Origin of the sequence: Mucilaginibacter aquariorum (assembly GCF_024498135.1) — a bacterium.
Classification (GTDB): Bacteria; Bacteroidota; Bacteroidia; order Sphingobacteriales; family Sphingobacteriaceae; genus Mucilaginibacter; species Mucilaginibacter aquariorum.
In genome coordinates this window covers 2,151,571-2,169,801 of sequence record NZ_JANHOH010000001.1, presented here as the reverse complement: position 1 = coordinate 2,169,801, position 18,231 = coordinate 2,151,571, and the positions used below count along the sequence as shown (strand labels likewise).

Below are 18,231 nucleotides of genomic sequence, written 5' to 3'. Positions count from 1 at the left end.
AAAAAAGCCTATAAAGCAGCTTGGTTTTATAGATTTAATCAATTGTAAATATGCCTTGTAAGGCCGTTTTTGCAACTTTTATTCTGTATAAATGCCCTATAGTGTTGTTACATTCCGCACTTTAACTTTTCAATAAATTTAAGTACGTTTGGGGAAACTGAAATTAAGTTATTAAAACTGATCTTATTAATTAAATATGAAAGTATTTGTAAAAAAATCTATTGAACAACTAACTTCTTCTGTAGATGCAGAAGGAAGCCTGAAGCGAACGCTTGGGGCGGGTAATCTTGTCGCCCTGGGTATTGGTGCAATTATTGGTGCGGGTTTGTTCGTAAGGACGGCAGCTGCAGCAGGCGAACACGCAGGCCCTGCGGTAACTTTATCATTTATTGTTGCTGCTATCGGTTGTGCTTTCGCAGGCCTTTGCTACGCAGAATTTGCTTCTATTATCCCTATTGCAGGTAGCGCTTACACATATGCGTATGCCACCATGGGCGAAATTGTTGCCTGGGTTATTGGTTGGGCATTAATATTAGAATATGCACTGGGTGCCGCAACAGTATCCATCAGTTGGAGCGAATACGTCAATAAACTCCTCGGCGGGGCAATACCCTATGAGTGGTGTCACTCTCCAATGGAATCTATAATGGTTAACGGCGCAAGCCACCATGGTATAGCTAACGTTCCTGCGTTATTTATCCTTTTAGTATTATCATTACTATTAATAAAAGGCACACAGGAATCAGCTACAGTAAACGGAATCATCGTTTTCATTAAAGTAGCTATCGTATTAGTATTTATAGCTGTTGGCTGGCAGTTTATTAACCCGGCTAACCACAATCCATATATGATCCCTGCCGATGCGCCATCAGTGGTATTAGCAAATGGTGAAACATATTCATACGCGCCGTTCTTTAATCATGGCTGGGGCGGTATTGTGAGTGGGGCTGGTGTGGTATTTTTTGCCTTTATTGGTTTTGATGCCGTATCAACAGCGGCACAGGAAGCTAAGAATCCAAAACGTGATATGCCTATCGGTATCTTAGGTTCATTGGTTGTATGTACCATTCTTTACATCCTTTTCTCATGGGTATTAACAGGTGTTGCACCTTATCAGGATTTCATGAAATCGGGTAAAGAGGCTTCTGTAGCTTATGCTATCAGTACTTATATGCACAACTACGGATGGTTATCAACAATGGTTACTGTTGCTATCCTTGCAGGTTTCTCTTCGGTTATCCTGGTGATGCTAATGGGGCAGTCAAGGGTATTCTATACCATGTCTACAGATGGTTTATTGCCAAAAGTATTTTCAGATCTACACCCTAAGTTCAGGACTCCTTATAAAAGTAACATCATCCTGTTTATTTTTGTAGGCTTGTTCGCGGCATTTATCCCGGGCAGTATGGCAGGCGATTTAACGTCTATCGGTACGTTGTTTGCCTTTATATTGGTATGCGTAGGTGTAATGTTATTACGTAAAACAAACCCTGACTTAGTAAGGCCATTTAAAACGCCTTTAGTGCCATTGGTACCTATTTTGGGTGTTATAGTTTGCGCGGGTATGATAGTAAGTTTACCAAGCGAAACGCAGATAAGCGCGCTTATTTGGATGTTAGCCGGTTTAGTTATCTATTTTGGTTACAGCAGAAAACGAAGCAAACTGGGTAACATAGCAGATGTACTGCCTACAGCATCAGATTTCGAAAAACACTAATTTAATTATTACAATATTAAAAAGGTTCTGTGCAAACAGAACCTTTTTTGTTTTAAACCCTTTTGTAAGGAATGAAAATGAACCGGATATTATGGGTGCTTGTATTTATTGCCATTATCAACTCTATGGGTTTTGGCATAATTATACCCTTGCTGTATCCGTATGGTAAAAAATTTGGCGTTACCGAGCATACCATTGGTTTGCTTACCGCCGCGTACTCCATCGCGCAATTTTTTGCTACACCGGTTTTAGGCTCACTGTCTGATAAGTTTGGCCGTAAGCCATTGTTGGTTATCAGCCTGATAGGCACCTGTGCATCCTTTATCATATTTGGCCTGGCCAACGGTATTTTTGTGCTTTTTGCTGCGCGGATATTGGATGGTTTAACCGGAGGTAATATCTCTGTAGCCCAGGCTATGGTATCAGATATCTCATCACCAAAAGAGCGTGCAAAAAACTTTGGGATCCTGGGTTCGGCATTTGGGTTTGGCTTTGTAATAGGCCCTGCCATAGGCGGCTTGCTTAGCAAATTCGGGATGCAGGTTCCATTCTTCTTTGCTGCGGGGATAGCTATTTTGGGTGTGCTGCTAACCTTGTTTTTCCTAAAGGAAACTAACCAGAATAAAACCGGCAGATCGCCCACAAAGAAAAACCATTTCAGTTTTATATCGCTCGTTACCGTGTTGAAGAAACCGGTAATTGGCACAGCAATTTTCACCGGCTTTTTATTGACCATGGCACAGTTTACTATGCTGATAGGCTTCCAAACCTTTAGTGTTGATGAATTGAAATTGAACCCCACCCAGATAGGCCTTTTTTATGGCGGCTTTGGTATCAGCGGGATATTGATGCAAATGCTGGTTCCTGCTGTTAAAAAGATAATATCAACACAGGCAGTAATACTATTTATATCTACCTTGTTTTGTTTAGGCATGATGCTATTGGCGGGCTTTACAACAGGCCTGGTCTTGTTTGCTATAGCTGTAGGTATTTACGGCTTGTTCAACGGTTTGCGTAACCCCATGCTAAACGCCATTATAGCCGACCACAACGATGGCAATGAACGGGGTGAGGTAATGGGTGTAAACCAGGCATACGCCTCAATAGGGCAAACCTTAGGGCCTGTAACGGCAGGACTTATTACAGCTATATCCATACATAGTATATTCTTTTTATCATCTTTATATATTTTAATTGCACTTTTGTTTAGTATTCGTTTAATTTCAAAAGAAAAAACATCCTAAACTTATGCATCCATTAATCTTTAAAGAGATCCTTTCCGTAACAATGATCCTGTTCGCGATTATTGATATACTGGGCGCCATACCTGTAATTATCCAATTACGCCAAAAAGCAGGCCATATCGAATCTGAAAAAGCAAGTATAGCTGTGTTAATATTGATGATAGCTTTCTTGTTTGTGGGCGATGAATTGCTGGCCGTTATTGGGCTGGATATATCATCGTTTGCGATAGCAGGTTCTATTGTGATCTTCATTATAGCGTTGGAAATGGTGTTAGGTGTAAACTTTTTTAAAGAAGAGATGCCAGAATCTGTATCTATCGTCCCGCTGGCCTTTCCGCTGATAGCCGGTGCCGGTACCATGACAACCTTATTATCCTTAAAATCTCAATATCAAACTCAAAACATAATAGTAGGGATCATTGTGAATACCATATTTGTTTACCTGGTGCTTAAAAATGTGAAATGGCTGGAAAAGCTGTTCGGTAAAACCGGCCTGCATATCCTTCGCAAAGCGTTCGGCGTAATTTTATTGGCTATCGCGATAAAACTGTTTAGGAGTAATTCAGGGTTGTAGGAGAGTCAAGATGTAAGAGTCAAGAATCAAGAAAGAGAGATCTGTTATAAGGGCATTACTCTCCGCGTGTCATTGCTCTCCGCGCGTCATCGATGATGCATTTTTTTCCCCTTTCTTAATTCTTGATTCTTACATCTTGATTCTATTCCGACCTCAAACTCTTTACCGGGTTTGCCAGCGCGGCCTTAATAGTTTGCAGGCTTATGAGCACCGCCGTTATCATAAGCAGCGCCACAACAGCTACCGCGAAAGGTACTACCGTTAAACTTATCTTATAGGCATACCCGTTAAGCCACTTATTCATCATCCAATAGGCCAGCGGGCATGCAATGATCCCGGCAATAACAACCGTTCCTAAAAAGTCTTTCAGGAACAGCAACATTACATCCTTAACCGATGATCCCAGCACCTTGCGGATGCCTATCTCTTTGGTGCGTTTTTGGATGCTGAGGGATATCAATCCCAACACGCCTAACAACACGATGATGATGGCCAAACCTGTTGCCAGGTACGATGCTTTTTTCAGCTGTAGTTCGGTTTTGTATAGCTTGGCAAGGGCTTCATCCATAAAACCATATTCGAAGGGTGCACCGGGTAAAACCTCGGCCCATTTCTTTTGCAGGGCTGCCAGGCTGGTTTCTATATTGCCCTGCTTTAGTTTAATGGAAAAGTAACGATAAAAGGGCGACCAGTTTACATTAACAAAAGTTATAGGTGTTATCGGGCCCTGCATCGATCCAAATTGAAAATCGGCGACTACGCCCCGTATGGTTAGTGGTGGCATACCCTGTGCCTGGAATTGCTGACCGATGGCGTCGTGCGCGTTTTTAAAGCCTAATGCTTTTAGGTGCTTCTCGTTAATTACAACTTCGGCTGAGTCGCCAGCCATATATTGCGACTTGAAAAACTCACCAGCTTTGAGTGGGATGCCGTAGGTAATCGCGTACTGGTTATCAACCGTTAATACTTGTGATGGGAATGCCTGGCTTGGATTGTCGGACATTTTGTAGGCCTGTATGCCGCCACCGTTGTTACCATCTGGTATTGCCCACGATAGGGTGACGGATTTTATTTGCGGCAATTGCGCTAAGCGATACCGTTTTTCTTCCATTTTTTGCACGCCGGGTTTACTCCAGTCGCGCGGCAGCTGGGCGTAAACTACATAGTCTTTATCGTAACCCAGGCTTTTACTAAAGAACAAATTGATCTGCTTGGAGATAACAATAGCACAGATCAGCACCACCGCAGCAGTACCAAACTGAAAAGCGATAAGCGATTTGCGGAACAGCACGTTATCTTTCACCCTGTCCAGCTTGCCTTTTAGTGAGTCGACCGATTTTAAGGATGACAGCACCAATGCAGGGTATAAGCCGGCCAGCAAACCTATTACCAGTGCGAATGTAACAGGTATCAAGTAGAAATACAGCGGGAAAGAGAACAGGCCGCTGATATCGGTGGCTAACAATCCCGCAAAAAATGGCCTTGCCAGCGCGTAAATACCTAATGCTATTAGCGTTGCTATGAGCACCATCAATACTGATTCTGTTAGAAATTGCCATATCAGTTGTTTGCGTAACCCTCCCAAAACCTTGCGGATGCCCATTTCTTTCATGCGTTGCGATGAACGGCTGATACAGATGTTCACAAAATTGATAACCGCCATCAGCAAAATAAACAACGCTATGGACGACAGCGTATAAAGCATTTTTTTGATAGTACCGCCACCATCATTTATATAAAAGGATTTTAGAGAAACCAGGTAAGGCGTAAGGTTAGCTGCTATTTGCGGTGGTGCATTCCGTTTGATGAGGCTTTTCATTGGGCCAATCAGTGCTTCGGGCTTAACCCCTTTCTTTAATTCTATCAGGCCAACAATATTTGTATTATTCCACCCGTCTAAACTTCGCCCTAAAAACTTTGCGGCGGCAACCGGTAAAAAGAAAGTACTGTTACTGGCATCAATAACATTGGTAACCGAGTTCTTCTTCAGTTTATCCAGCACACCGGTTATCGTAAAATCGTGTTTGGTGCCGGTGAAACTTTCAATGGTTACCGACTGCCCAACAACATCGGTTTTGCCGAAGTATTTAATTGCCATTTCCCGCGTTATCACGGCCGAAAAAGGGTCATTTAAGGCCGTTTTACGGTCGCCATGCAGCAGCTTAAATCCATAGGTAGTAATGAAGGTACTGTCCCCAACCTGTAAACTTTCGCGGAAGTGCTTGTCACCTTTCGATACGTTAGAACTTACACCGTCCCAGTGGTAATAATTGGCAACCAGGTTTGGATATTCCTCCTTAAGTGCTTTTGGCATAGGGGCAAGGGCGGTTAGCACATACCCCATATTCGGGTCTTTCCATTTGCTTTGAATAATGTACTGGTTATCGGCATTTTTCAGGTCGGCATTTACGTTAACCTCGTGCCATACATAGGCGGCTATCAGCAAGGTAAATGCAATACCTATAGATAAGCCGAATATATTAATAAGCGAGAAAAGCTTGTGTTTCCAGATGTTTCTCCAGGCAATGGTAAAGTAATTGTGCAGCATAGTGACGGGTTTGTTGAAACTAAATTAGCTGCTAATACGCAAGGAATGAAAAGATTAACACTTTTTAACGTTCATTCATTTTCTTGCGCTCGTCTGCGACGAGTGCTTAATATGGGTTAGCGATTATATCGCGCTTTGCCTGGCATTGAAAATGCCATACAGTTTTAAGCACTCGTCGCAGACGAGCGCAAGTGTGTGAGAGTATTGTCTTATCTCTTGACTCTAACTTCTTGACTCTCCCTCAGGAACAATCATCCTCGCTACAAACATGGTATCCGCTTTATTCTCATAACCGGTTAGCACTTTCATTTCTTCCAGTTTTAAGCCCAGTTCTTTGGTAATGAAGTTTACGGCGTCTTCGTTTTCGGCTTTAAAGGCCGAACAGGTTATGTAGATAAGCGGTTTGCCCGGTTTAAGGTGTTTGGCCACATTGCGAACAATGGCTTGTTGAAGGCGTTTAAAAAAGTCGGTTTTATGGATCTCGAACTGACTGATCATCTCGGGCGTTCGGCCCCAGGTACCGGATCCGCTACACGGGGCATCCAGTATAATACCGTCGAACTCGTAGTTATATAAGAGCTGCTCGTTGTTCTCGGTCAAGTCCATTACCTTTTTTTGGTACTTACGCAAGCCAGCCTGCTGAAAACGTTCATCTAAGTTAGAAAGGATGGATTCGCGGATATCAGACACCACCAGTTTGATATCCGGCTGTAAGCTGTGCAGCAGCAACGACTTACCACCCGATGCGGCGCAGGCATCCCACCAGCTATCCCACTTTTCGGGCTTAAAGTAATTGGCCGTTTGTTGCGACGATAGGTCCTGCACCTCAAACCAGTGCTGTTTGGGGAATATAGTTTCTAAGCGTGTACCGTTTGGTAACGAGAGGCAGCCATTGCCTTCATCCTTGAAAGTAACAGATGCTTTGGTAAGTTCGGCCTTAACCTGTGCTTCAAAACCTTTAGTTACCCGGATGAAAAGATCGGGCTGAATAAAAAAGGATTTCAGGAAGGCATCTTTATCAATACCGGCCGAAAGCTGTTGCACCCAGGGGAACACATCTTCCAGTTTAAAATCGGAGTACGTGGCTTTTACAAGGTTGATTTTCTCATCGATGCTAAAACCCACACAGGCAGCCCAATCGGGTTTAAAGTGCTGCAAAAAAGAGTTGCTTTGCGTGTTGCATAAAAACTCTGCAACCATCAAACGATCATCAGCCGGCAGATTAGGAAGGGCACGGCCCAGGCGAAAATAGTTATAGATCAACCTGCCGGCAACGCGCCTGTCGGTTGAGCCCATTTGTTTGTTTTGACGATAAAAGCCGGGTAAAAATTTGCTTAAAGGTGTATCGGCAGGAAACTCATCCAATATCCGCTGAAACGTCTTTATTTGGTTTATGGCTTTCATTGTGCCTTTATTAGATCAAAGTTTTGATATTTCAGGATATCTACGTGGGTATTTATCCAACCTAATCCCGGTTTTTTTATAAAGTGGAAGCTGTTATGTATGCCGGTATAATCTTCCAGATCGGGTTTAGTAAAATCTTCCCCTTCAGCTAACATCTTTCCAAAATACAAGCCCTGGTCAAATCCCTTTATAGCATAGTCGGTAGGCTCGGTATGGTAAGCATGGCGGTAACTACGCAAAAAATCGTTGGTCTCGGCACTTTTATAATCCACTTTATCGGCTGATGTAATGTGGGTATTCAGCCGTTGCAAAAGGGCGGATTTCAAAAAAGCGAACTTTTCCCAGTTGGGATGGCCAAACAGCGTTACCGGATATTTTTTGGAAAGGGTATCCAGCGAACGTAACGTAACCATCAGGAAAGCCTGTTTGGTTGATGGCACCAGGAATATATTTTGGTCTTTTGTTGATAACTGCTGTACTAACGGCGTTAGGTTGCCGCGTACTACTGTTATGGTCACTACCGGTATCTTACGCTTGCTTAAACTATCAATAGTGCGTTTAAAGGGGCTTGCATATAATTTTTCATCGCTAAAACCCGAAGTAAGGATGAACACCTTTTTTGGTTTTATACTTTTAGCAATATAGGTTGCTGCCCCTATGGCATGATACTCCAGCGGTGGCGTCATTGTAACCAAATTCTGGTTCCTGAAAGTTGCAGGCGCCGCAGGTGATAAGGGCGAAATAAGAGGTTTGCGCGGGGATGTAAGCATAGCCGAAAAGGCCTTAATATCTTCTGGGAAAATAGGGCCTACTACCAACTCGCTGTTTTTTACCTGGGGGTTTATACCCAGACTATGGGCCTGCGCTACATCATCCTTACTATCAAATACCTGTAACTTGTAGTTGGCGCCGGTAGCGGTTAACGAATCAAGGGCTAATTTAAAGCCCTGGTAATACTCAACCCCCATATCGGCTTTTTTTAAATCGGCCGCACTGTAGGTTTTGCCTGCTGCAGCGTTATCTAACACCAAAGGCAATATCAATGATATAACAGATTGTTTAACTTCGGCTGCTTTTACCGGAGACTTTTCTTCTTCCTTTTTTTCCGCGGGCTTTTCAGTTGTTGTTTTTACGGTAGATGAGGGTGCAGTTCGTACTTTAGGCGAACATGCACCTATTATCAGCGCTAAAACAAGTATAAACCACTTATTCCCACTCAATAGTGGCCGGTGGTTTCGAACTGATGTCATATACTACCCGGTTAATTCCTTTAACGTTGTTAATGATCTCGTTAGAGATCTTTGCAAGCAGATCATAAGGTAAATGGCACCAGTCTGCTGTCATTCCGTCTAATGATTCTACCGCGCGAAGGCAAATTACGTTCTCGTAGGTACGCTCATCACCCATAACGCCTACCGATTGTACCGGTAAATAAATGGCGCCTGCCTGCCATACTTTATCATAAACACCACCAGAGCGCAAATTGTTGATATAAATCGCATCTGCCTGTTGTAATATATCAACTTTTTCTGGTGTAACATCGCCTAATATCCTGATAGCCAATCCGGGGCCCGGGAAAGGGTGGCGGCCTAATATGTTCGGGTCGATACCTAAGGCCTTACCAACTCTGCGCACTTCATCTTTAAATAAAGTGTTTAGTGGCTCAACAACTTTCAGCTTCATGAAATCAGGCAAACCGCCAACGTTATGGTGCGATTTGATGGTTGCTGACGGGCCTTTTACCGAAACAGATTCGATAACATCCGGGTAGATAGTACCCTGGCCAAGCCAGCTTACACCTTGTACTTCGTGCGCGGCATCGTCAAATACTTCTATAAATACGCGGCCAATAGCTTTACGTTTTTTCTCGGGATCGCTTATGCCGGCCAATGCATCGTAAAAACGTTGCTTGGCGTCAATTCCTTTTATATTAAGGCCCATGTGCTGGTACGAATCCAACACAGATTGGTATTCATCTTTACGCAGTAAGCCGTTATCAACAAATATACAATGCAGGTTTTTGCCAATAGCCTGATGCAGCAATACTGCCGCAACAGATGAATCTACACCGCCCGATAAGCCTAATACTACTTTATCATCGCCCAATTTTGCTTTTAGTTCGGCAATAGTGGTTTCAATGAACGAATCTGGTGTCCAGTCCTGGCTGCATCCGCAAATATCAACCAAAAAGTTTTGCAGCAATTGCTTGCCATCAATACTGTGGGTAACTTCGGGGTGGAACTGAATACCGTAAGTTTTGGTGCCGGTTATTTGGTAAGCGGCAACTTTTACGCTATCGGTACTTGCAATTATTTCAAAATCGTCTGCTATCCGGGCAATGGTATCGCCATGCGACATCCATACCTGTGAACCGGCGGGTACATCTTTAAATAAGACGTTATGAGGTTTAATGTAATCCAGATTGGCGCGGCCATACTCGCGTGTGCTTGATGCCAACACCTCGCCACCATGAAAATGCGCCATGTATTGGGCGCCATAACAAACGCCCAAAATAGGCAATGTTGTGTGATGTTTAATAAATTCGAAATGAGGGGCATCGTCCTGGCGTACAGAGTAAGGACTGCCGGAAAGGATGATACCTTTTACGCTTTCGTCAACTTCAGGAACTTTATTAAAGGGATGGATCTCACAGTAAATATTGAGCTCCCTGACACGGCGCGCGATAAGCTGGGTAAATTGCGAACCGAAGTCAAGAATGAGGATTTTTTCTTGCATGGGCAAAGATAGGATTTTGAGCGGAAAATTGAGATATGAGTTTTGAGAAATTTGACTTTAAGAAAAGATACATAAAACTATATTAGTCGCTTTGAATCTACGCTATGATAACAACCCGGCTGGCCACCTTTGATGATGTGGACGAATTGCAGCAATTAATAGGCCTTTCTGTACGTGGCTTAAGCGCTGATTATTACGCAGATAAGCAAATAGAAAGCGCTATAAAATACATTTTTGGTATTGATAGCCAGCTGATAACAGACGGCACTTATTATGTTGCCGAGAAGGACGGTGTAAAGGTAGGCTGTGGTGGCTGGAGCAAAAGAAACACGTTGTACGGCGGCGACCAGCATAAAGATATGGAAGATCCTTTACTCGATCCGGCAAAAGACGCTGCAAGGATAAGAGCCTTTTTTGTGCATCCCGACCATGCAAGGCAGGGTATAGGCCGCCAAATTATTAATCTTTGTGAAGATGCTGCAAAAGCTAACGGCTTTACCTGTTTTGAACTTGGCGCAACTTTACCGGGCGTGCCACTTTATGAAGCAATGGGTTACCATGCAGTTAAGCGAATAGACGTTACAATGCCTGATAAAGAGCTGCTGGGGATTGTGAAGATGAGGAAGGATTAATATGTCATGCTGAGGTATCAAATCCTATGGCCTTTGAAGGTGCAATGACAGATCTTTGGGGGGCGTGACCGATTATATTATTTGCATGTTTGCCTGTGCCAGGTTTGGATTTAATGGTGACGTTGTTTTGTCAGTAGCGTATTTTTGAAATTGCTTATTATCAGTTATTTATGTATCAATGATGGTGTTCACGGCCGTGAACGTGAACACTTTTCACGCCATTTACTAACAATTGTCATGGGTAGTTGCCGAAGCATTTGCGTTTAGGTCTTCGACAATTTCAGACTGACAGGTTTAAATTTTGTTCCTTTATTGTTGAGTGGTTATTACCATCCCAAAAACTAAGGTGTTACCATCCTCGTCATCTATAGCAAAATCGCGCATGCCATAAATACGATCATCTATGGGGCAACTTATAATTGCCCCCCTTTTTTTGATACGATCATAATATGCATCAACCTTATCGCATTCAATACAAAAATGGGCATTGCCGGGTGCCTTGTGCACGCCCTGATTTTTTTGGCCACTTAAATGGATACAAACATCATCGTAAGTTAATCCCGTATAATCACCAAATTCAAAATCGGGTTTAAAGCCCAAAATCTCAGTATAATATTTAACGGCTCGGCTCATGTCAGAAACATGAATAACAACGGTTGTACTTAAAGCTTTCATCGTAAGTGATTTTATGTTTTTGCTATTAAGCCGAAGTGTTATGCTAAATATAATCTTTTAACGCTTCTGGTTTTTCGTTTAAAAAATCTTCGAAACTAAGTTCTTTAACAAAAGTCCTGTCTGTTACTTTTTTTGTTTCTTTTAAAAACGCCGTGGGGTTAAAGGTTTCAAATAATAAAGAAGTAAATTCTTTTTGTAAAAGATCCGCATGTTTTAAGTATCGAACGGCATCTGCCCGGTTATATATATTATAGGCGTATACCAGGAAATCAAGCATTAGGTTTCTATAATTTCTATAGGCGAAAGGCTTCTCTTTACCAAATTTATCTCCCTTATCTACATTTGGAAAATAGAATCTTCCCATCTCTATCTTGGCCGATAAACTTGCAAGCAATTCATTTCTTAAATCCTGATTGGAAAAACCAAGTTTACATTCCTGCTTAAGTCGCATTAAAACATGGATAGTGTCATCAAACCATTTTAATACCTCACATCTATACTGGTATGTAAGCTCATATTTTTTAGTATTAGTTACATACGTATAAATGAAGACGCAAATTGATATCAGGATCGAAACTAACCCAAGAGTATCTGAAGCGGTCATAATTGAAACGAGTAAGTTTACTTAAAGTTAAATATTTATTAATTTATCTTTAAGTAACACTACAATTAAAAATTTGCACCGATCCGTATCGCCTGATTAGCCCCGCCAACTTTGTTATTAAACGATGTACCGTACATTACCCTTAAGCCAACATTGGTTTGGAAACCCACGCCCAGTTCGGTGTAGTTTTTCAATGTAGGAGTCGATAGATAGTTTATGTTGATGATCTCCTGCAGCTTAAGCTTACGGATAAGCGGGATCATGTTGGTGACCAATCCGCTGAAGTTGTGTTCTAAATGGCCTTCCAGGTACTTATCGCCGGTGCTGAACCGGTAATAATCCAACAGCAGGAATTTGTTGATACCACCCTGATAAAACAATACCTGGTTACCGCTGAAATGCCTGTAATCGGTATAGTAGATGCTTTTTGCATCGAAGAATTTACCAGCGCCGACGTAGAACGACGTTTTGCCATAAAAACCCATGGGGATATCTGATTTCGAGATATCTGCAGATAGCAAGTTATAATCAACATCAGAACCAAATACATTTTTTACCGCTTTTGTAAAACTTAAGCCAATGGTTGGATATTTTGATGGTACATATCGCCTGCCGGTAGGGTAGGTTTCATACCGGTTGCTAAAATCGTAAGTGGTGCGTACGTTAATCTTAAACGACTGATTCTCGGGGAACAAGGGTACATCAACATTGGGCGAAAGCGGGTTGTTGCTTGTAAACTCGTGCCGTTTAGGGTGGAAGAAGCTGTAATCGGTAGTGTTGGATAGGTATTTACGGTTTGCCCACTCGGCGCCTGCACTTGCCTGCCATCCACCATAAATACGTTTTGATATGGTGGCCGACGCGTATTGCTTTTGGTATAGTTTCTCAAAATTCTGCCTGTTTAACAGGGTGTATGCGGTGTTCATAAATGGGGAGATGGGTTCGCGGTTGTTCATATCAACAACATCGCTTCCGCCTGCTAAATTTAACATAGCCGAACCAACCGGCATAGTGATGCCACCAGTAGCGTTGAATAGTTTGTTCGAGAAACCGTATCGCATTTTGCCATAAATGTTAATATATCGGTTATTAACGCTATCTATCTGTTTGGTGAACGAGCCGCCATAACCAAGTGCCAAACCCTCAACTGTGTTGTACGATACCGAGCTTAACAGAGAATTGAAATTGTAATTTTCATGATCGTACCTGTTGCGGTGGCTGTAACCGCCTAAAAGTAGTTTGCCTACGCTAAGTTTGTTGTGTTCTTTGTCCAACGAATCTAAGTAAGGTTTCGACTCACGTTTAGCGGCCAATACGGCTTTCTTTTTATAGTCGGTCTTCTCTTCGTCGGTTAGTGGAATGGGCCTTTCCTGCTCCCAATAGATAGAATCTTTTTTGTTTACGCCTTTGGTAATGCGCAGCACTTCGGCAAATTGCTTGCGGTCAAGTTTAGGGTCAATATCATAATCTTTATAAAGAGAGATAAAGTAACCGCCAATTTTAAAGCCAAATAAGCCGCCTGTAAACTCAAACTTTAACGAAGCCGGCATCCAGGCATTGCCGCTCACCGGGAAAAATTGCTCGCTAACTTTCAGCGTATCTACAAAGTTGATATTGGCCTTTTTGGTGATGTATAAATTCAGGCCTTGTATACGCCAGCTATCTTCGAGTATGTAGATGTAACCGCTAAAGCATGGGTCATAATCGCTGCGCGGGATTACCTGGATCTTATTGATGGTTTCGCCGTTCTCGATAGTGGTACCGGCGTATTTATATTTATAGTAGGATAACGCGTTATCTGCAATGGGAGAGATCAGCGGGCGGTTGCTCAGGCCTTGCCAAACCTGCAGGTTCTCATAAAAGTTAACCTGCATATCTGATGCCCTGTTAAAACTAAAAGCCCTGTTGCTGCCTGATACTTTTGACGATATCAACTCTTCGTGCACTTTATCCGGCCGCATAAAACTATATTTTGATTGCGACTCTGATAGGTAAACAATACCCCGGCGGTTAGAGTCCAACCCGTTTTCGCGGGCCATCTTCTGTACATCAACCCCCAGGAATTTCTTTGGAGCAGCCAGCAGCTTTTGCAAGCCTTTTATATACACCTCACAAGTGTAGGCATCTACCTCGTTTAGGTATGTCTTCCGTTTTTTAATAGCCTTACGGATGATGGCATAAGCCGGGTCTTCGGAACCCGCGCGGACAGAAACTTCCTTTAACTGGTAATCCTCGGCTTTTAAAACTATGTCGATACTTTGGTTAGCTTTTAAATCAACCTTGCGGCTTTCCTGTTTAAAGCCTAACGCCCTGTATTGCACATCGTACTGGCCGGGCTTTAAATTTAAGGTGTAACCACCCTCGCTATTGGCCGATGTACCTTTTGTGGTGTTCTTTACATACACCGTAGCAAAGGGAACGGCATTGCCGCTACCGTCGGTTATTTTCCCGCTAAGGGTTACTTCTTGTGCAAATATGGTGGATGTAAATAGAAGGAGTAGCAGGATAAAAAAAGGTTGTTTCATAGGGTAGATAAAGCTTACGCTAAGATGTGCAAAGTTTTTAGACGCACGTTGTTAATTATTGTTAAACAAAAAGGCGTATTTATTTCTAAATACGCCTTTTTTATAGTCGAAATTGATGGAAATCTATTTCAGGATCTGCTCTATACGCTCTAATTCTTCGGATGAAAAGTTAACATTATCCAATGCTTTTAACGAATCGGCTAATTGCTCGGGCTTGCTGGCACCAATCAATACCGATGTTACCCTGGCATCTTTTAGCAACCAGGCCAATGCCATTTGTGCCAGTGTTTGGCCGCGTTGCTCTGCTAAAGTGTTCAGTTTTTTTATTTTACCAATTACTTCGTCGGTGACCTGGCTGGTTTGTAAGAAGCCGGTTGATTTTGCCGCACGCGAATCATCAGGAATACCGTGTAAATATTTGTTGGTTAACAAGCCCTGAGCTAAAGGCGAGAAGGGGATACAACCCACACCGTCTTTCTCCAAAACATCCAACAGGCCCGCTTCTGCATCGCGAACGAACATAGAATATTTAGGCTGATGAATAAGGCAAGGCGTACCTAAACGCTTTAAAATGGCTATGGCCTCATCCGCTTCTTTGGCATTGTAGTTAGAGATACCCACGTACAAAGCTTTACCCTGGCGTACTATCAGGTCGAGCGCGCTCATGGTTTCTTCCAGCGGTGTTTCCGGGTCCGGGCGGTGGTGGTAAAAGATGTCTACATAATCTAAACCCATGCGTTTAAGGCTTTGGTCCAGACTTGATACCAGGTATTTTTTTGAACCCCAGTCGCCGTAAGGGCCATCCCACATGGTGTAACCCGCTTTGCTTGATATGATCATTTCATCGCGGTAGCCACCAAAATCTTCTTTTAATATTTTACCAAAGTTGGTTTCAGCACTGCCCGGGGGCGGACCGTAATTGTTAGCCAGATCAAAATGTGTTATGCCACTATCAAACGCAAGGTGTAAGATCTTGCGATAGTTTTCCATTACATCCACATGGCCAAAGTTATGCCACAGGCCCAATGAAATAGCAGGCAACTTTATGCCGCTTTTACCGCAACGGCGGTATTGCATTTTTTTATATCGTTCAGAAGAAGGTAGGTAGGTCATTGTTTTGTTGTTGGTTTGGGTAAAAATAGGATTTTATTCTTTTGTCTGAACCCGGGTAAACAGATTATTACGATTGACAGGTTTTTAATGAGGGCGTTGCCTTCGGCCGGGCTTTCCACTCATACTGCACGTGCCTTAGCCACAAGGCCGGTATTTGTTGCAATCCCTAACGCAAATTACATAGTGGTAGAACTTATACCACTTCTGCCACTATAAACGTACTGCCGCCAATAAACACCAGGTCTTTATCGGTAGCATTGGCCTGCGCCGCTTGCAAAGCTGCCTTTACAGAGCCATAAGCTTCGCCGTGCAAGCCAAAACCTGCCGCTTTTTCTTTGATGTTTTCTGCTTCCAGTCCACGGGGGATATCTGGCCTGCAGAAATAATAGGTAGCACGAGTCGGTAACATAGAAAGCACCTTGCTGATGTCCTTATCGTTCACCATGCCAATAACAAAATGCAGGTGCTCATAGTTAACCGAGGCAATGTTCTTTAATACTTCGGTTATGCCTTCGGGGTTGTGGCCGGTATCGCAAATAGTTAGCGGGTTGCGGTTTAAAACTTCCCAACGGCCATGTAGGCCGGTTAAAGTTTTTACCTGTTTTAGGGCTGTCGCAATATGTTCATCGGTGATGTTAAAACCTTGCTTGCGCAGTTCATCAACCGCTGTTAAAACGGTTCTTATATTGTTTAACTGATAAGTGCCGGGTAAGTCAAGCCGGATGTAAAGAGAGGGGTGCGGGGATTGCGGAACGGTTATTTCTAAAAACTCCAGATGCTCTTTTGAACTTTGAATTTGAACTTCTGACTTATCTTCCGACGCAAATACTATCTCCGCGTTTTGCTGCTTTGCTTTATTGATAAAAACATCAGCAACTTCCGGCTGGTATTCGCCTATAATTACCGGGGTTGATGGTTTAATGATCCCCGCTTTTTCGGCGGCTATTTTTTGTAGGGTATCACCAAGCAGGTTCATGTGGTCCCAGCCTATATTGGTGATGATAGATAGCAGTGGGTTAATCACATTTGTGGAATCCAGCCTTCCGCCTAATCCTACTTCTACAATGGCAATATCAACCTGTTCCTTGGCAAAAACATCAAAGGCCAGTGCAACCGTCATTTCAAAAAAAGAGGGCTGTATGCGCTCGAAATCAGGTCTGTAATTCGCTACAAAATCTATAACCGTTTGCTCGCTTATCATCGCACCGTTTATGCGGATACGTTCCCTGAAATCTTTAAGATGTGGAGAGGTATACAAGCCGGTTTTATAACCTGCAACCTGCAATATAGCGGCCAGCATATGCGATGTGGAACCCTTGCCATTTGTACCGCCTACATGCACGCTTTTAAACTTGTGCTCGGGGTTATCCAGAATATTTAACAGGGCAATGGTATTCGTCAGATCTTCCTTATATGCAGAAGCGCCAACACGGGTAAAAACAGGCAGTTGGGTGTATAGGTAGTCGAGGGTTTGGTTATAGTCCATGGTTCATAGTCCATAGTCCATAGCTATGGCTGATAATGCAAACTTAAAACAAATTTTTGCTATGGTCTATCGTCCATCAACTATGGACTAAAATTTAATTCACTTTAAACACAAACGTTAAAGTCCCTTTTTGGGTTTCGGGAGCGGTTTCTGAGGTAGTGAAGCGTGATCGTTTTACGGCGTCTTCGCATTTTTGAAGCAATGCAGCATCTGTAATAGTGGTACCACGGGCACCTGCGGTAGCTTGTATAACATTGCCATTCCTGTCTACCAGAATATCAACTACAACTTTACCCGTGTAGCGGTTACCAGCATCAACCTTTGGAGCACTTACAAAGCTACGTTGTGTAAGGTTAAGATTACCGCCATTACCAGACCCTGTCCCGTTATAGTTGTTGGTTAAAGTTGTACCGGTGGGTTTACCCTGGTTGCCGGGTGTGCTGCCTGTGCCGTCACCCTCACCGGTACCATTATTAGTTTTGCCTTTATATAAGGCGTTTTGGTTAACAGTAGGTTTAGCAACCGTTTTGGTGGTAGGCTGTGTGGCTACGGTTGTACTTGGCTTTTTAGTGTTGGCCGCAACCTCGGGGGCGTCATCGGTGTTTTGGGTTACAACATTTTTATCGCTGTTGTCTACCTCTTGCTTTTCTTCGGTTGGTGGGGCAGGGGTTACCTTATCAGGTTTGGTATTATTGGCTTTTTCGGCTACAGAAGGCTCTTCAATACTCATATAATCATTGCCTGTACCTTCATCAACCGTTCCGTAATTTACCAGGATGCCACCAGTCCCGTCCTCATGTTTCTCGGGCATCTGGAAAACAATAAAATAGCACAAAGCCATTACCACACCAAGTATAATACCTGTTGCTGCAAATGCTTTTGGATAATTATTATCTTCCCTGTAGTCCATTTTATTCAGTTTGCAGTGGGCGGTTTGTAGTTTGCAGTTAAAGCATTAAGCAAACTGCCAACT

Annotated in this window: 14 protein-coding genes; 4 read left to right on the top strand and 10 right to left on the bottom strand. The window is 43.0% G+C overall.

Going from position 1 to position 18,231, the window contains the following annotated elements; translation table 11 throughout:
- Positions 1-196: 196 nt before the first annotated feature.
- From NPE20_RS09395 to NPE20_RS09385, 3 genes are all read left to right on the top strand, one after another.
- Positions 197-1,717, top strand: coding sequence for an amino acid permease (locus NPE20_RS09395; protein ID WP_256538360.1), 1,521 nt, complete (start codon positions 197-199; stop codon positions 1,715-1,717).
- 77 nt (positions 1,718-1,794) lie between these two features.
- On the top strand, positions 1,795-2,961 hold the full coding sequence (locus NPE20_RS09390) for an MFS transporter (protein ID WP_256538359.1): 1,167 nt from the start codon (positions 1,795-1,797) through the stop codon (positions 2,959-2,961).
- Between the two features lie 4 nt (positions 2,962-2,965).
- Positions 2,966-3,535, top strand: a complete 570-nt coding sequence (locus NPE20_RS09385; RefSeq protein WP_256538358.1) for a MarC family protein — start codon at positions 2,966-2,968, stop codon at positions 3,533-3,535.
- Positions 3,536-3,677: 142 nt separating this feature from the next.
- Here NPE20_RS09385 and NPE20_RS09380 read toward each other — a convergent pair whose 3' ends face one another.
- The 4 genes from NPE20_RS09380 to guaA all read right to left on the bottom strand — a co-directional run bounded on the left by NPE20_RS09380 (position 3,678) and on the right by guaA (position 10,223).
- Positions 3,678-6,083, bottom strand: a complete 2,406-nt coding sequence (locus tag NPE20_RS09380; RefSeq protein WP_256538357.1) for an ABC transporter permease — start codon at positions 6,081-6,083, stop codon at positions 3,678-3,680.
- A gap of 222 nt (positions 6,084-6,305) precedes the next feature.
- Positions 6,306-7,487, bottom strand: coding sequence for an RsmB/NOP family class I SAM-dependent RNA methyltransferase (locus NPE20_RS09375; protein ID WP_256538356.1), 1,182 nt, complete (start codon positions 7,485-7,487; stop codon positions 6,306-6,308).
- On the bottom strand, positions 7,484-8,737 hold the full coding sequence (locus NPE20_RS09370) for an ABC transporter substrate-binding protein (RefSeq protein ID WP_256538355.1): 1,254 nt from the start codon (positions 8,735-8,737) through the stop codon (positions 7,484-7,486). Before NPE20_RS09370 ends, NPE20_RS09375 begins: the two co-directional genes overlap by 4 nt.
- Positions 8,694-10,223: a glutamine-hydrolyzing GMP synthase gene (gene guaA / locus NPE20_RS09365; RefSeq protein ID WP_256538354.1), complete on the bottom strand. Its 1,530-nt coding sequence runs from the start codon at positions 10,221-10,223 to the stop codon at positions 8,694-8,696. The genes NPE20_RS09370 and guaA overlap by 44 nt, the downstream gene beginning before the upstream one ends.
- 104 nt (positions 10,224-10,327) lie before the next feature.
- Here guaA and NPE20_RS09360 point away from each other — a divergent pair, with 104 nt between their 5' ends.
- Positions 10,328-10,855, top strand: coding sequence for a GNAT family N-acetyltransferase (locus NPE20_RS09360; protein ID WP_256538353.1), 528 nt, complete (start codon positions 10,328-10,330; stop codon positions 10,853-10,855).
- 309 nt (positions 10,856-11,164) lie between these two features.
- On the opposite strand, the gene NPE20_RS09355 is transcribed toward NPE20_RS09360, so the two are convergent.
- The 6 genes from NPE20_RS09355 to NPE20_RS09330 form a co-directional block, all read right to left on the bottom strand.
- Positions 11,165-11,530, bottom strand: a complete 366-nt coding sequence (locus tag NPE20_RS09355; RefSeq protein WP_256538352.1) for a VOC family protein — start codon at positions 11,528-11,530, stop codon at positions 11,165-11,167.
- 43 nt (positions 11,531-11,573) lie between these two features.
- On the bottom strand, positions 11,574-12,134 hold the full coding sequence (locus tag NPE20_RS09350; protein WP_256538351.1) for a hypothetical protein: 561 nt from the start codon (positions 12,132-12,134) through the stop codon (positions 11,574-11,576).
- A 65-nt stretch (positions 12,135-12,199) separates the two neighbouring features.
- Positions 12,200-14,659, bottom strand: a complete 2,460-nt coding sequence (locus tag NPE20_RS09345; RefSeq protein WP_256538350.1) for a DUF5686 and carboxypeptidase regulatory-like domain-containing protein — start codon at positions 14,657-14,659, stop codon at positions 12,200-12,202.
- 123 nt (positions 14,660-14,782) lie between these two features.
- Complete coding sequence (gene mgrA / locus NPE20_RS09340; RefSeq protein ID WP_256538349.1) at positions 14,783-15,772, bottom strand: L-glyceraldehyde 3-phosphate reductase; 990 nt, start codon at positions 15,770-15,772, stop codon at positions 14,783-14,785.
- 193 nt (positions 15,773-15,965) lie between these two features.
- Positions 15,966-17,258, bottom strand: a complete 1,293-nt coding sequence (locus tag NPE20_RS09335; protein ID WP_256538348.1) for a bifunctional folylpolyglutamate synthase/dihydrofolate synthase — start codon at positions 17,256-17,258, stop codon at positions 15,966-15,968.
- Positions 17,259-17,352: 94 nt separating this feature from the next.
- A complete protein-coding gene (locus tag NPE20_RS09330) occupies positions 17,353-18,168 on the bottom strand; it encodes an energy transducer TonB (protein ID WP_256538347.1) in 816 nt (271 codons plus the stop codon).
- Positions 18,169-18,231 lie beyond the last annotated feature (63 nt).